14 protein-coding genes and 1 pseudogene are annotated in these 13,781 nt (G+C 67.6%); 2 read left to right on the top strand and 13 right to left on the bottom strand.

Features of this window, described 5'->3' with window-relative positions; all coding sequences use genetic code 11:
* Positions 1-41: 41 nt before the first annotated feature.
* Entirely contained in the window at positions 42-1,415 is a 1,374-nt protein-coding gene (locus HMPREF9336_RS09645) for an aldehyde dehydrogenase family protein (protein ID WP_007471309.1), read from the bottom strand.
* A gap of 25 nt (positions 1,416-1,440) precedes the next feature.
* Between HMPREF9336_RS09645 and HMPREF9336_RS09640 the strand changes: the two genes are divergently transcribed.
* A complete protein-coding gene (locus tag HMPREF9336_RS09640; protein WP_007471308.1) occupies positions 1,441-2,196 on the top strand; it encodes a TVP38/TMEM64 family protein in 756 nt (251 codons plus the stop codon).
* On the opposite strand, the gene HMPREF9336_RS09635 is transcribed toward HMPREF9336_RS09640, so the two are convergent.
* From HMPREF9336_RS09635 to HMPREF9336_RS18445, 10 genes are all read right to left on the bottom strand, one after another.
* The gene (locus HMPREF9336_RS09635; RefSeq protein ID WP_007471306.1) at positions 2,164-3,216 is read right to left on the bottom strand and encodes a VWA domain-containing protein; all 1,053 of its coding nucleotides are present in this window, start codon (positions 3,214-3,216) and stop codon (positions 2,164-2,166) included. The two genes, HMPREF9336_RS09640 and HMPREF9336_RS09635, sit on opposite strands and share 33 nt — an antisense overlap.
* Complete coding sequence (locus HMPREF9336_RS09630; RefSeq protein ID WP_021030435.1) at positions 3,213-4,178, bottom strand: DUF58 domain-containing protein; 966 nt, start codon at positions 4,176-4,178, stop codon at positions 3,213-3,215. The genes HMPREF9336_RS09635 and HMPREF9336_RS09630 overlap by 4 nt, the downstream gene beginning before the upstream one ends.
* A complete protein-coding gene (locus tag HMPREF9336_RS09625) occupies positions 4,147-5,241 on the bottom strand; it encodes an AAA family ATPase (RefSeq protein ID WP_007471303.1) in 1,095 nt (364 codons plus the stop codon). Before HMPREF9336_RS09625 ends, HMPREF9336_RS09630 begins: the two co-directional genes overlap by 32 nt.
* A gap of 194 nt (positions 5,242-5,435) precedes the next feature.
* The gene (locus HMPREF9336_RS09620; RefSeq protein WP_007471302.1) at positions 5,436-5,729 is read right to left on the bottom strand and encodes a hypothetical protein; all 294 of its coding nucleotides are present in this window, start codon (positions 5,727-5,729) and stop codon (positions 5,436-5,438) included.
* Positions 5,730-5,797: 68 nt separating this feature from the next.
* Positions 5,798-6,334, bottom strand: a complete 537-nt coding sequence (locus HMPREF9336_RS09615; RefSeq protein WP_007471301.1) for a hypothetical protein — start codon at positions 6,332-6,334, stop codon at positions 5,798-5,800.
* Positions 6,335-6,536: 202 nt separating this feature from the next.
* Entirely contained in the window at positions 6,537-7,067 is a 531-nt protein-coding gene (locus tag HMPREF9336_RS18795) for a hypothetical protein (RefSeq protein WP_084206643.1), read from the bottom strand.
* A gap of 202 nt (positions 7,068-7,269) precedes the next feature.
* A complete protein-coding gene (locus HMPREF9336_RS09610) occupies positions 7,270-7,899 on the bottom strand; it encodes a hypothetical protein (RefSeq protein WP_244431619.1) in 630 nt (209 codons plus the stop codon).
* A gap of 34 nt (positions 7,900-7,933) precedes the next feature.
* Positions 7,934-9,709: an alpha/beta hydrolase gene (locus tag HMPREF9336_RS09605; protein WP_021030432.1), complete on the bottom strand. Its 1,776-nt coding sequence runs from the start codon at positions 9,707-9,709 to the stop codon at positions 7,934-7,936.
* Positions 9,706-9,999 (bottom strand): hypothetical protein, encoded by a 294-nt coding sequence (locus HMPREF9336_RS09600; RefSeq protein ID WP_007471297.1) that lies wholly within the window; start codon positions 9,997-9,999, stop codon positions 9,706-9,708. The genes HMPREF9336_RS09605 and HMPREF9336_RS09600 overlap by 4 nt, the downstream gene beginning before the upstream one ends.
* Positions 9,996-10,526 (bottom strand): hypothetical protein, encoded by a 531-nt coding sequence (locus HMPREF9336_RS18445; RefSeq protein ID WP_007471296.1) that lies wholly within the window; start codon positions 10,524-10,526, stop codon positions 9,996-9,998. The genes HMPREF9336_RS09600 and HMPREF9336_RS18445 overlap by 4 nt, the downstream gene beginning before the upstream one ends.
* Positions 10,527-10,728: 202 nt before the next feature.
* Between HMPREF9336_RS18445 and HMPREF9336_RS09590 the strand changes: the two genes are divergently transcribed.
* Entirely contained in the window at positions 10,729-11,184 is a 456-nt protein-coding gene (locus tag HMPREF9336_RS09590) for a helix-turn-helix transcriptional regulator (protein WP_007471295.1), read from the top strand.
* A 15-nt stretch (positions 11,185-11,199) separates the two neighbouring features.
* Here the strand turns inward: HMPREF9336_RS09590 and HMPREF9336_RS18995 are convergent, their stop codons facing one another.
* Together HMPREF9336_RS18995 and HMPREF9336_RS19380 are read right to left on the bottom strand one after the other, a co-directional pair.
* The gene (locus HMPREF9336_RS18995) at positions 11,200-12,705 is read right to left on the bottom strand and encodes an NlpC/P60 family protein (protein ID WP_021030431.1); all 1,506 of its coding nucleotides are present in this window, start codon (positions 12,703-12,705) and stop codon (positions 11,200-11,202) included.
* Between the two features lie 288 nt (positions 12,706-12,993).
* A pseudogene (locus HMPREF9336_RS19380) lies at positions 12,994-13,416 on the bottom strand (C40 family peptidase); the annotation flags it as partial.
* Positions 13,417-13,781: the final 365 nt, after the last annotated feature.

Below are 13,781 nucleotides of genomic sequence, written 5' to 3'. Positions count from 1 at the left end.
CGAGCGGCCGACGACGCGGCAGATCGCTCCTGGGCGGCGGGTCACACCCCGGTCAGGACGAGGACTCTTTCTTCGGTGAGGTCGTGCATCGCGCTGCGCACGCCCTCGCGCCCGACGCCGGAGTCCTTGACCCCGCCGTAGGGCATCTGGTCGGCCCGGTAGGAGGGCACGTCGCCGACGATCACTCCCCCGACTTCGAGCTCCCGCCCCGCGCGGAACGCCAGCTGCAAGTCGTGGGTGAACACTCCGGTCTGCAATCCGAACCGGGAGTCGTTCACCTTGGCGAACGCCTCGTCCGTCGAATCGACGGCGAACACCGACACCACCGGGCCGAAGACCTCCTCCGCGACGACTTTGGCATTGTCCGGCACGTTCGTCAGGACGGTCGGCGCGTAACTCGTGCCGGACCGGACCCCGCCGGTCGCCACGCGCGCGCCGTCCGCTTTAGCCTCCTCGACCCACGCCTCGACCCGCTTGGCCGAGTCCTCGTCGATCAGCGGGCCGACTTGCGTCGCCGCGTCCGCCGGATCCCCCGTCCCCAGCGCCTCGGTCTTGGCCACGATGCGCTGGAGCAGATCGTCGTGCAACGACCGGTCCACGTAGACCCGCTGCACCGAAATGCAGGACTGCCCCGCCTGATAGTTCGAGAAGGTCGCGATCCGGCTCGCCGCCCAGTCCAAATCCGCCTCGCTGCGCCAATCCGCGCAGACCACCGCGGCCCCGTTGCCCCCCAGCTCCAGGATCACTTTCTTGCGGGGCGCGCTGTCGCGGATCGACCAGCCCACCGGCACCGACCCGGTGAAAGAGACCACCGGCAGCCTCGGGTCCTGCACGAGCGCGATCGTCTGCTCGTTCGAGACGTTCAGCACCGCGAACATGCCGTCCGGCAGGTCGGTCTTCGCCACGATCTCGGCGAGGAAGCGCGCGGCCAACGGGGTGCGCGGGGCGGGCTTGACGATGATCGGGGCCCCGACCGCGAGCGCGGGCGCGACTTTGTGCGCGACCAGGTTCAGCGGGAAGTTGAACGGCGTGATGCCCAGGATCGGGCCGAGAGGGGCGCGACGGGCGATCGCGAGCCTGCCGACCCCGCCGGGGTCGGTGTCCAAACGTTGCAGCTCTCCGGAGAAGGTCCGCGCCTCCTGCGCGGCCCAGCCGAACGTCGACACCGCGCGCGCGACCTCCGCCTTGGCCCACTGGACCGGCTTCCCGCTCTCGGCGGTCAAGATCGCCGCCGCCTCGTCCGCCCGCGCGGCGATCTCGTCCGAGATCTGCCGCAGCGCCCCGGCGAGCACGTGCGCGGGAATCGCCGCGCGGCGCAACGCGTGCGCGGCGGACACGGCACGCTCGACCTCCTCGTCGTCCGCGAGGGCGACTTCCCCGACAACACGGCCATCATATGGACTACGCACCAGCATGGGTTACATCCTATGCTGGACAGTCATGTCTCGATGGGCCCCTCTGATCAACAACGCGCGCCGCCGCGCCGCAATCGCCGTCGAGCTCGCCCCTCGCCCGTCCGGGCGGACCCTCGCGTTCCTCGGGGTCTGCGCCGCGATCACCGCGGCCTGCGTGTTCTGGCTCCCGATCCCGTCCCCCGCCGTGATGCGCGACTGGGCGCAGTCCTTCGGCGCGGTGGGCCTGCTCGTTTTCCTCGCCGCCTACGCGATCATCACGGTCACCCCCGTCCCCCGCACCATCTTCACCCTCGCGTCCGGCCTGCTCTACGGGTCGCTGCTGGGAGTGGCCGTCTCGGTGACCGCCTCGACGCTCGCCGCCGTGCTCGCCTTCCTCTTCGCCAGGCGGATCGCGGGCGAACGCGTGCAGTCCTATATCCGCCATCCGCTCGCCAAACACGTCCAACAGCAGCTCAGCCAACGCGGCTGGCTCGCCGTCTGGTCGGTGCGCCTGATCGCCCCGGTGCCGTTCGCGCTGCAGAACTACTTGTGCGGCGTGTCCACGGTGCGCCTGGTCCCCTACACGCTCGCCTCGTTCATGGGGCTCATCCCCATGACCACCGCCGTCGTCCTGTTGGGCGACGCGACGACCGGACACTTCGACCCGAAGTTCTTCCTCGTCAGCGCGTGCTGCATCACCGTGGGGCTGGTCGGGCTCGCCATCAACGCCCGGCTGTCGAAAGCCGACGACGCGCAAACGGACGACGCGCTAGGGCAGCGCGCGGCCGAGGAAGAAGTTTGAGGCCACCGCGGCCATCACCAGGAGCGTGCCCGCCAGAATCCACGCGCGGGAGGACTCCTGCTTCACCAGGTCGTACCCGATCTCCGCGTTCAACGAGCTGTAGACATCGGTGAGCTGGTCGAGCGAGCTCGCCGTGAAGAACTTGCCCCCGGACAGCTCCGCCACCTTCTGCAGCGACGCGTCGTCCGCCGGGACGGGCACCCGCGACCCCTGGATGTTCACGTACGGGATCGGGCTCGCGGTGCCGAACGAGATCGAGTAGATCGGCACCTCCTTCGCCTTCGCCTCTTTCGCCGCCGTGAACGCGCCGCGCGGCGCGTTCAAGTCGTCCGGGACGGTCTCCTTGCCGTCGGACTCCAGCACGATGCGCGCGGGCGGGGCCTTCGAAGCGCCGCCGAGGATGCCTTTGAGCGTCTCGATCTGCTGCAGCGCGGTGTAGATCCCCTCGCCGGTGGCGGTGCGCGCCGCGAGCTTGTCCGGCCGGATCGCGTCGTCGAGCGCGCGTTTGACCACCTCGTGGTCCGAGGAGGGCGCGATCAGCGTCTGCGCCGTCCCCGCGAACGTGACCAGGCCCAGCTGCAGCGTCGGCTCCATCTCGTCGACGAACTTGATCGCGGCCTGCCGGGCGGCGTCCACCCGCGTCGGGCGGACGTCGTCGCACATCATCGAGAGCGAGATGTCGATGACCAAGACGACCGTGGCCCGGTTCTTCGGCACTTTCGCGAGGGTGGTCGGACCGCTCAGCGCCACCGTCAGCAGCAACAGCCCGACGAGGAACACCGCGACAGGGACGTGCGTGAGGAACTTCGAGCGCTTCGGCGCGACCTTGTCCAGGATCTCGGTGTTCGCGAAACGCAAGTAGCGCGAGCGCAGGTAGACCCGCGCCACGACGTAGAGCGCCAGCAGGAGCGCCACCACGATCGCGAAGAGGTACCACCAGGGGTGCATGGGGGCGAACGGATTGCCCCAATCGGGCTGGAACTGGAGAGGACCGCCGAATGGCTCCGCGAGCAGCGTCACGCCGCCCCGTTCACCAGGCCGCGACGACGGGCCGCGACGAACCGCACGATCTCCGCGATCCAGTCCTTATCGGTGCGCAGGGACAGCACGCCCCCGCCTGCTCCGCGCAATGCCCGGTGCACGGCTTCCTGGTGTTCCCGCGCGGCCTCCGCGAAACGCTGGCGCAGCGAGTCGGTGACCCGGTAGGACTTGATCTCGCCGCTCTCCGCGTCGCGGAGCACGACCTCGCCGACCGGGGGCAGCTCCAGATCCCTCGGGTCGAGCACTTCGATCCCCAGCACCTCGTGCCGTCCGCCGACGCCGCGCAGCGGACGGTCCCAGTCCACCGGGCCGAGGAAGTCGCTGATGACCACCGCGAGCCCCTTGCGCCGCTGCGGGCGGCGCAAGGCGTCGATGGCCTGCGCGAGGTTCCCCCGCCTGCCCTCGACGGACTTCGGGGTGGTCGCGATCGTCGACAACAAGTTCTGGACGTGCTGCCTGCCTGAGCGGGCGTTCACCCGGATGATGTCCGTCCCCGTCGCGATGATCGCGCCGTGCCGGTTGCCCGGCGCGGTGGTCAGATGCACGATCGCCGAAGCCGCCGCCACCGCCAAGTCCCGCTTCTCGCAGTTCGTCGTGCCGAAGTCCATGCTCGCGGAGAGGTCCACCACCAGCCACGTCTCCAGCTCCCGGTCCGCGGTCATCTGCCGCACGTGCGGATGCGTGGTCCGGGCGGTCACCGACCAGTCCATCTGCCGGACGTCGTCGCCGGGCACGTACACGCGCGAGTCGCCCGGCTCGGACCCCGGTCCGGGCAACAGGCCGAGGTGGTCGCCGTGCAGCTGGCCGTCGAGCTTGCGCCTGACGGTCAGCTCCAGCGTCTTCAGCGCCGCCGCGAGCTTCGGGTTGCGCAACGTGCCCTGCGCGAACGACGGGGTGCTCTGCGGCACGTCAGGCCTGTCCCGCGAACTGTCCGGCCACATTGCCGACCTGCGGCGGGACCGGAGCGCCCTGCGGGGCCTGATGCGCGCTCACCTGCGGCAAGGCGATGGTCTTGAGCACCCGCGCGATGACGTGCTCGGTGGTGACCTCGTCCGCCAGCGCGTCGTAGCTCAGCACGAGGCGGTGGCGCAGCACGTCGGGGATGACCTCGACCACGTCGACGGGGATGACGTAGTCGCGGCCCCGGACCAGCGCAAGCGCCCTGGCCGCCGCGACGATGCCGAGCGTCGCGCGCGGGGAGGCCCCGTACGACAGCCAGGACGCCACGTCCGGCAGGCCGTGGGCCCGAGGGTCGCGGGTCGCGGCGATCACCCGGACCACGTAGTCGATCAGAGCGTGGTGCACGAAGACCTCGCCCGCGGTCTCCTGCAGCCGCAGGAGCGTCTCGGAGTCCAGCACCTGGCGGGGGGTCGGAGGCTTGGTGCCCATCCGGTAGATGATCTCCCGCTCCTCCTCCACCGTCGGGTAGGAGACGAGCACCTTGAACAGGAACCGGTCGCGCTGCGCCTCCGGCAGCGGGTACACGCCCTCGTTCTCGATCGGGTTCTGCGTCGCCATGACCAGGAACGGGCTCGGCATCGGGTAGGTCTGCCCGCCGATGGTCACATGCCGCTCGGCCATCACCTCCAAGAGCGCGGACTGGACCTTGGCCGGGGCGCGGTTGATCTCGTCCGCCAGCACGAAGTTCGCCACGACCGGGCCGAGCTCGGTGTCGAACTCCTCCCGGCCCTGCCGGTAGATGCGCGTGCCGACCAAGTCAGTGGGGACCAAGTCCGGGGTGAACTGCACACGGGAGAACTTTCCGCCCACCACTTTGGCGAACGTCTCCACCGCCAGCGTCTTCGCCACCCCCGGCACGCCTTCGAGCAGGATGTGCCCCTTGGCCAGCAATCCCACCAAAATCCGCTCCACGAGCTGTTCCTGCCCCACGATCACACGCTTGACCTCGAACATCGTCTCCTCGAGGAGTTTCGCGTCCTTAGCCACCTGCGCCTGGATATCTGTGCTCACTACAGCCCTATCGCCTTTCCAGATCTTCATCATCGCCCACGCTCGTCACGACCGCAGACCTCGGCCCGCGCGCCAGCTTGAGCCGAAACCGACAGCTTACTCCCGAGAGCTGAGAGCCCGCTGACGGACATCCTAGCCAAAAAGGGCGACAACGCGCCGGAAGCGCACGCCAGAGGCCGCAGGAAGCCCGCCCCCAGTGGAAACCTCGTGCGGCTCCGTCTTGCGCATTAAGGGCCGACGACCAGAAACATAGAGAGATACGCCGGCACGAGCGCGGCGCACACCGCGAATACGGCAACGAACCGCAGGAACGGACTCGTGCGCTCGGGACGGCGGGCCGAGGCCACGACGCATCCGAACGCCAGCGCCAGAAGTCCGTACGAGGCGGCCCCGGCCGCCCGCATCCCGACAACCGCCCAGAGCTTCCGCGACACGTACTCATTGGAATCGACCGTCCAATAATCGGGATCTCCGGCCAGGAGGAAACACGTGCCGCAGGTGAGGAAATTGCTCACCGCCACCAGCCATATCGCATACTGAAGAAGTCGGCTGGCCCGTGACGGACGCCCTTCTGGAGGGGAATCGCCCGTCACCAGTCGAAGACCTTATGCGGCGGCTCCGACACCTCTGGCGACTCCGCAGGCTCGTCGTACTGCAAGCCGTCACGGGTGATCACTCGCGGTTTCGGAACGTGATCGTCACGGAGCTTAGGAGAGAAACACGGGCTTCGTCCACCGAAAGTCGGCGGGTACCCGGCGAGCCTTCCTGCGTATCCCATGACGTTTAACTCGTATCCGTCTGGCGAGCGCCCGTACCAGCTGGGGCTGCTATCACTTTCACGCTCTTCGACGCGCCAACCCCAGCTCCTCCAGAGATCCCTGATTTTTCCAATCAGTGCATCATGATCAGTGCCTATCGGCACCTTCATGTCGAAAGTATCGTGATAGGTGATCGGCGCGTTCTCCTGGTCGATGCGGTCATCGCAAGCGCTTGTTTTCCCTCCTTGCCATGGGTGAGCGCTGAAGATGGATACACCATCCGGCAACCCCTCGAGGGTTCTTCGCATGTACCCGTACAAGGTCTCTTGGGCCTGCTGCTGGCTCTCGACGTGCGGGGCGGGGATCATGATCTGGCCTTGCGATACTGAGGCAGACGCGGTGTGACCATCCTGCGCCGGTCGCGGCTGGGGACCGCAACCAACGACAAGCAGCACGGAGGCAAGCACCGCAACCCTCGCCAAAACCCCCACCGCAGCACGAGACCACATCACCACCGCCCCCGCCGCACGCACAAACCACCCCCATCCGACACCGAACAAAACCAGACGATCACCAATTGAAAACCCTATGCGGCGGCTCCGACACCCCTGGCGACTCCGCAGGCTCGTCGTACTGCAAGCCGTCACGAGTGATCACTCGCGGTTTCGGAACGTGATCGTCACGGAGCTTAGGAGAGAAACACGGTGTTCTGCCGAGCATTGTGGGTGGATAGCCGACCGGATTACCAGCCTCAATACTTAGTATGTAGCCATCCGGCGAGATAGCGTAACGGTTAGGCTTGTTGTCCCCGCTGCGTTCCACAACACGCCAACCCCAGCCCTTCCAAACATCACCAAATCTGAGAATCAAGTCGTTGTAGTCGGTTCCCGCAGGAGCGCGAATTCCTCGAAAATCTGAATAACTGACAGGCGCGTTCTCCTGGTCAATACGGTCATCGCAAGCACCTGTACTCCCTCCTTGCCAGGGATGGGCGCTTTCAATGTCAATGCCCGCCGAGAGCGCCTCAAGGGTTTTTCGCATGTACCCGTACAAGGTCTCTTGGGCTTGCTGCTGGCTCTCGACGTGCGGGGCGGGGATCATAACCTGTCCTTGCGATACTGAGGCAGACGCAGCGTGACTATCCTGCGCCGGTCGCGGCTGGAGACCGCAACCAACGACAAGCAGCGCGGAGGCAAGCGCCACGCCCCTCGCCAAAACCCCCACCGCAGCACGAGACCACATCACCACCACCCCCGCCGCACGCACAAACCACCCCCATCCGGCGCCCAACAAAACCAGACGATCACCAATTGAAAACCCTACGCGGCGACTCCGACACCTCTGGAGGTTTCGCAGGAGCCGCATACTGTGGGCCGTCACGAGTGATGAGGGTAGGGATCGGGATGTAGTCATATCGGGCTTTATCACCGGTGAAGCACGGTGAGCTGCCTTCAAACATCACAGGGTATTGGGCATCCGATTCGACATGGAGCACGTAGCCGTCCGGGGCGATCCCGAATCGATTGGGCTTGTTAAATCCGTCGCGCTCTTCGACGCGCCACCCCCAGTTCTTCCAGATCTCCCCAATTTTGACCACGAGCGCAAGATTGTCCGTTCCAGGCGGGGCGATGATTGTCCGCGCATCGTGGTACTTAGCGGGGGCGGTGTTAGGAGGTTCGTAGTCATTGCACGCGCTCACCGTCGCTCCTACCGCGCCGTAGCGGGAGTTGTCGAGCGCGTAGCCGTCCGGCAGTTCGCGCAATGTCTTCTGGTAATAGCGGTACACCGCGTCTTGCGCTTGCTGCCTCGTGGTCGGCATGGGCTCCATCGGGGCTCCTTTCACGTTGGGCGGCGGACGGTCGTCCGGCCCTAGGTACTGGGCGATCCGGTCGCATCCGGCCATGGCGAGAACGACTGCAAACAACAGCGCCACGCCTCTCGCGATGGACTTGTGAGCGATGGGGTTGTTAGTACGGGGTGACACCGTTGCTCCCGTCGTGTCTGGTGATGATTTGGCCGAGATTCTTCATCGCGGGGTTGTCCGGGTCCCAGTAGCTGCTGTGTCCGCCGAGGCCAGCGTCGATACGATACGCGTCGTCCCACAGCGAGGGGTCGCTGCCGAGGTCGCTGAGCCCGACAGCGGCCCCGACATTGGCGATGTCGATGGGGTCGAAGAAGGATTTGCCGACGAACACCTTCGCACCCTCGGGAAGGGAGAGGCCGTGCGCGTTGTCCGCGAACGCGCCGGGGCTAGCGAGAAGCACCACCGCGTCCGCGTCTAGATGGTTCCCGTGCGTGGCGGCTGCTCCGACCTCGGTGGTGCCGTAAGAGTGCCCGATGACGGTGTTGTAAGAGCGGCCACCAGCGGCTGCGTCGTCATGGGAGGCGCGGATACCGGCCTGGTAGTCGTCCAACGCCTTCGCGCCGCGCAGGGCGGGATCCGGGTCGCCCGCCCACGGCGACGTGCCCTCGATGCCGGAGATGGTCATGGGTCGGTCGTAGCCTAACCACTCCGTCACCGACACGTCACCCTCGTGCAGCTGCCCATGAGATGCCTTGATAGCCGACTGGATGATGTCCTGTGAATGCTGGTCGTAGGCTTCTAGCGTGCTCAGGTCCGAAAAAGTGCCCGGCACGACGGTGGCGGTGTCTCTCGCCCTGTCGGGGTTGTACAGGGCGACGGCGGCATGGCCCTTGTCGTCCACAGTCCCGAGGAAACGCGGCACCCCGTCTTTGCCGCTGCGGTCGAGGGTCGCCCGGATGTTGTTGTAGCCGTCCAGCTCTTGCTGCAGGGCCTTGCGTTTCGCTTGCCAAGCCGCCCAGTCTTTCTCGTACTGCTCGGCGTCCTTTCCTCCGCTGATGGGAACCTCGGGCGGGTGTTGGTTGATAGCGGCAAGTTCCTGTTCCGCGTGTTTCGTCATCCGGTCAAGGTTCGCCCGGTTGTAATGGTCCCGATCATCGAAGGGGATGCCGCCGTGGTTGCCGATGTCGTGGTAGCGGTCGTAGATGGCGTCTTTCTCCGTGGGGCTGAGCTGCAGCCAGAGGTCGTGGAGCTGTTTGGGGTCCGAGGGGATGTCCATGGTGCCGTCGGCGATGGCGGCGGCTTGCTCGTGGGCGGCTCTGCTCGGGTCGTACGGCTGGTAGGGCTGGCCTTTGGAGTCAAGCGCGAGTTTGGAGAGGTCCAGTGCCTCTTTGATCTTCCCCGCCCAGGTCTGGCCGAGGTCTTCGAGCTGCTGGACGAGACGTTTTATGTCCTCGGTGAACCCGTAGGCGATGAGCTTGAGCAGCTCGCCGATCTGGTACGGGGCCCCGGCCGGGACCGCCCCCGGTTTGACCTGCACGGTGAAGTCGTCCGCCACCTGGAACGGTTTGCCGCACGGCCACATCTTCCCGTCGCCGGTCCCGAGGGTGACGTCTTTGTCCTCCACCCCGCCGATGAACTGGCGCGCGGTCTTCCTGCTGTCCGAGATGAACCCTTGCGCCTGGTCCAATTGGCCCGCCGCGGCGCCGAGGGCGTGGGTCGTGTCGCCGTAGGTGCGGGCGACCAGGCCCGCGCGCTGCTGGAGCGCGTCGGACGCTTTGCCGGTCCACTCGTCCCCGCCAGCCGGGAATCTCAAACGGCGCGGGAACTGGGACTGCTGGGGCTCGTACTGCTGCGCCTTGGTCCGCATCGCCTGCGCGAGGTCCCCGAGGGCTTCCGGGTTGAGCGCGTCCAGCAAGGGGCGGGTCAGTTGTCCGCTCATCCGGGGATGTCCAGCCTGGCTATCGAGGCTTGGGCTGCCTCGTCGGTCATGTCGATGATCTCTGCTGCCGCGATGACGGTGTGCCCGATGTAGTCCAGCTCGTTGCCGAACCGGGTCTTGAACCCTTCGTAGCCCTCGGCGCAGGCGGCGAGGGCGTCCTGCAGCGCCAGCCCCTTCACGCCTTCCGCCGCCGCCCGCAGGCTGTCGGGCGTGCCGTCGCCCGACAGCTCGTCTTTCGCCGCCAGCACCTCCCGGCCGGATTGACGCGCCTTCTCGGTGTCGAGCTTCACGCGCGGCCTCCCTCTCGGATTTTCTTGACCGCGGCCTCGCGGCGGTTGACCTCACGGGCGTTCGCGTCCAGATAGACGTCGATCTTCATGCCGCCGACCTCTTTCGTTTCATCAGGCTTGACCGGGGGCTGGCTCTCCCGGTACGCCCGCACCCGCTGTTCGACCAGCTCCGCCTCGTCGCGCTCGGCCTCGGCCATCCGGCCCAGATCCACGAACCGCCCCGGCTCCGGGGGTGCCCCGCCCGGAGGCGCGGGCGGCGGTGTCCGCGGATTCTGCCCCTCGAACCACAACGCGGGATTCACCGGAAACGCCCCCGGCTGCGGGTCCAACGGGGCGACGGGCGGAGCCGACTGCGAAGGCGGCCAAGGCGACTCCTCGTCCGCCTTCGCGAACGCCTCCGCCTTCGCGAACGCCTCCGCCGTCGCGGCGTCGTAGCCGCGCGCGACGTAGTACTCGTAGCTAGCCACGGCGGCGCGCCCCGTCGAGCGCGCCGCAGGACGCGCGAAGATCCGGGCCGGGATGGGCACGCCCGAAATCGTTGTTCAAGTGGATCATCATGTCCTGCCTTATCGGTGACATCGCCTGTTGCGCTGATCATACAGGCCGGTGGCCGCGTCCGCCACTTCGCATCAAACATTTGTATCCGCCATTTATTTCATCCATACGTGACGATCATTGTCGACGTGCCGAGCATGGGTGCATGGGACCAGGCGATCTGAGCGGTAGCGTGTGAGCCGTCGTATCCTGCGCGGTTTCCGCCATAGCGAATTCACCAAAGCTCGCCTCGAGTACAAGCGCAAAGGCATCAGCAACCACGACCTCGGCAGGCTCTCCGGGATCGGGGAGAACACACTGAGAAGATGGCAGAGCGGCGAAGTCCTACCGACCATCGACAAGCTCAGCGCAGCGCTGGCCGTCCTCGGCGTTCCAGTCAGTCGCGTCGTGGTCATCCCGCCCGAAAAGCGCACGTTGGGAGATCTGCGCATCCTCGCCGGATTCACCCAGCCGCAATTGGCGAAAGCAGCAGGGATGAGCACGACGGCCCTGTCCATGCTCGAACGCGGCGGAACGCCGCTCACCCCGCAAAGAGCCGAAGCGCTCGCCCCGCTGCTCGGCGTCGGAGCCGACGAGCTGCGCGCCGCGTGGCAGCGGGCGAAGGACCGGCCGCCCGGCGCGCCGGCCTAGGGGCGGCGCAGCGGATCAGAACATGCGGACGACGTCCGGGCACATCCCGCCCGTGCGCAGGCGGGTGACGTGGACCCGCTCGCCCGACTGCGGCGATTCGAGCATCCAGCCGTTGCCCAGATAGAGGGTGACGTGCTCGCTCGCGTTCGGCCCGTAGAAGATCAGGTCGCCCCGGCGCATCTGCGCCGCCGGAATATGCCTGCCCGCCCGGTACTGGTAGCCGGTGTAGTGCGGCAGGAGGATGCCCGCGCCCGCGAAGGCGTAGATCATCAGGCCCGAGCAGTCGTACCCGGAGATCATGTAGTCGCCGTACCGGTCGGCGACGCCGCCGTCGTGGATGCCCCGGGTGGGGCCGTAGGCCGAACCGCCGCCCCAGGAGTAGATCCGCCCGATCTGGGAGAGGCCGCGCCGGATCACCGTCTCCACCGCCTGCTGGCCGTACAGCCTCGGCACGTATCCGCCCGCCTGGGGCGGGGGCTCTTGCGCGGCGGCAGCGGCGGGGGTCGCGCCGTAGAGGATCAGCTGGGAGAGGGCGGGGTCTTGCGCGGCGACCTGCTGGGCCAGCTGCTGCTCGACGTCCGGCGCGGCCGCGGGCCCTTGCTCGGGCGGCGCGGGAGCCTGCTGCTGCTCGCCCGTCGGCGCGGGAGCCTGCTGCTCGCCCGCCGACGCGGCGGCAGAGGTGGCCGGGGCTTGCTGCGCCTTCGCCTGCTGGTCCGCGAGGGCTCGGGCTGAGTCTTTCGCCTCGTCCAATTTGCGCTGCGCCTCGTCGCGGGCGCGAACGAGCTCGTCGCGTTTGGCCAGTTGCGAGTCGGAGGCGGCCTTGGCCTCGGCGACCGCCCGGTCCGCGTCCTGCTTCGCGCGTTCCGCGTCGGCGACGGCCTGCTGCGCCGATCGGTCGGCGGCGTTCGCCGCGGCCGCGCGGTTGGCCTCGTCGTTGCGCGCCCGCCGGACCTCGTCGAGCACGCGCCGTTGGTCCGAGGCGATCATTTGGACCACCGCCGCCCGGTCCAGGCCGTCTGCCACGCTCGGAGCGCCGATGAGGGCCAGCTCCGGCGAGAGCGCGGATCCGTTGGCGTACATGAGCTGGACCAAGGAGTCCGCCTGGTCTTGCGCCGATTGGACCTGGGTCTGCGCGCCCCGGAGCTCGTCGCGGGCCGCGCCTGCGCGGTTGCGGGCCTCGTCGGCGGAGGACCGGGCGGCCCGCAAGTCCTCTATGGCCTTGTTCGCGGCCTGCTGTTTCGCCTCGACCGCCCCGTCGAGGCGGTCGATCTCGCTGTTCGCGGCGGCCAGTTCGCTCACCGCGTCGCCCAAGGCGCGCTGGTCGCGGTCCACCTCGGCGTTCGCCGCCGCGACGTCGCCGTCCGGCTGCGGAGCCGGCTCCGCAGCTGCGAGCTGCATGGAGGGGAGCACGACGCCCGCGGACACGCTCAATGCGGCAATCGCGCGGCGCAGCGAGCCGATCTGGCGGTCCGCGCGCGCCAGCGCGGCAGCTTCCGCCTTGGAATTGGCCGTCTGTGTCATGGTTCTCCTCGCCTGCGCGACTCTCGTGTGTCGTCTCCGCGCTTCACGTTGTTCGGATATGCGTCAGTCTTTCACAGAAACACCACAGACATCAGGAAAAACATGCGTATCTCCGACAACATGTCGATAACGCTTTGCTCCGGCGCGGCTTTATAAAAAAAGAAATCAGGAGAGCGCGAGTTCGGAAATCGGCGATAGGACAGGCTGGCCGCGCGGCTTTTTCAGGAAGCGCAATTCAGCGGATATCGAACATCAGCGCGACATAAAGCATCGGCTAATGGAAGGCGATTAGAACAATCGGACGACGTCCGGGCACATGCCCGGCGTGCGCACCCTGGTGACGTGCACCCGTTCCCCCGACTCGGGCGACTCGAGCATCCAGCCGTTCCCGAGGTAAAGCGCCACGTGCTGCGTCCCGTTCGGGCCGTAGAAGATCATGTCGCCGCGCCGCATCTGCGCCGCCGGGACATGCCTGCCGGATCGGTACTGGTTGCCGCTGTATTTCGGCAGGAGGACGCCTGCGCCGGCGAAAGCGAAGACCATCAGGCCGGAGCAGTCGTACCCGGAGATGTTGTAGTCGCCGTAGCTGTCGGCGACGCCGCCGTCCCGGACGCCCCTGGACGGGCCGTACGCGCTGCCGCCGCCCCAGGAGTAGATGTGGCCGAGCTGCGTGAGGCCGCGCCGGATCACCGTCTCGATCGCCTGCGGGCCGTACAGCCTCGGCACGTATCCGCCGCCCGACGGGGGCGGCGGCGCTTGAGCCGCGGCGGGCGTGGGGCCGTAGTAGATGTAGCGGCCGAACTCGGGGTCTTGCGCTGCGATTTGGGCCGCGAGCTGCTGCTCGACGCCCTCCGGAGCCGCCGGAGCCTCCGGCCCCGGCATGCCGTCCGAGGGCGGCTCCGGGTCGGCGGCCGCGAAGGAGGGCGTGGCCGCGAGGAGCCCAGCCGCGAGGCCGAACGCGACGAACGCGCGCCTCGACGCGCCGGGGCGGCCGTGGGCCCGCGCGGGCTCCTCGTCCGAAATCTTCCTGCCAGCCACCTGCACCTCATCTCCTTACGTCACGCCGTTTACGTCAC

This window comes from Segniliparus rugosus ATCC BAA-974 (genome assembly GCF_000185725.2).
Classification (GTDB): Bacteria; Actinomycetota; Actinomycetes; order Mycobacteriales; family Mycobacteriaceae; genus Segniliparus; species Segniliparus rugosus.
The sequence above is the reverse complement of the archived record's forward strand: the minus strand, read 5'-3'. Positions and strand labels throughout refer to the sequence as shown.

What these genes read in the sequence shown, in the direction of transcription:
- HMPREF9336_RS09645 (WP_007471309.1), bottom strand. Translation starts at nt 1,415, where the DNA reads ATGCTGGTGCGTAGTCCATATGATGGCCGTGTTGTCGGGGAAGTCGCC.
- HMPREF9336_RS09640 (WP_007471308.1), top strand. Translation starts at nt 1,441, where the DNA reads ATGTCTCGATGGGCCCCTCTGATCAACAACGCGCGCCGCCGCGCCGCA.
- HMPREF9336_RS09630 (WP_021030435.1), bottom strand. Translation starts at nt 4,178, where the DNA reads ATGTGGCCGGACAGTTCGCGGGACAGGCCTGACGTGCCGCAGAGCACC.
- HMPREF9336_RS09625 (WP_007471303.1), bottom strand. Translation starts at nt 5,241, where the DNA reads ATGATGAAGATCTGGAAAGGCGATAGGGCTGTAGTGAGCACAGATATC.
- HMPREF9336_RS09615 (WP_007471301.1), bottom strand. Translation starts at nt 6,334, where the DNA reads ATGATCCCCGCCCCGCACGTCGAGAGCCAGCAGCAGGCCCAAGAGACC.
- HMPREF9336_RS18795 (WP_084206643.1), bottom strand. Translation starts at nt 7,067, where the DNA reads ATGATCCCCGCCCCGCACGTCGAGAGCCAGCAGCAAGCCCAAGAGACC.
- HMPREF9336_RS09605 (WP_021030432.1), bottom strand. Translation starts at nt 9,709, where the DNA reads ATGAGCGGACAACTGACCCGCCCCTTGCTGGACGCGCTCAACCCGGAA.
- HMPREF9336_RS18995 (WP_021030431.1), bottom strand. Translation starts at nt 12,705, where the DNA reads ATGACACAGACGGCCAATTCCAAGGCGGAAGCTGCCGCGCTGGCGCGC.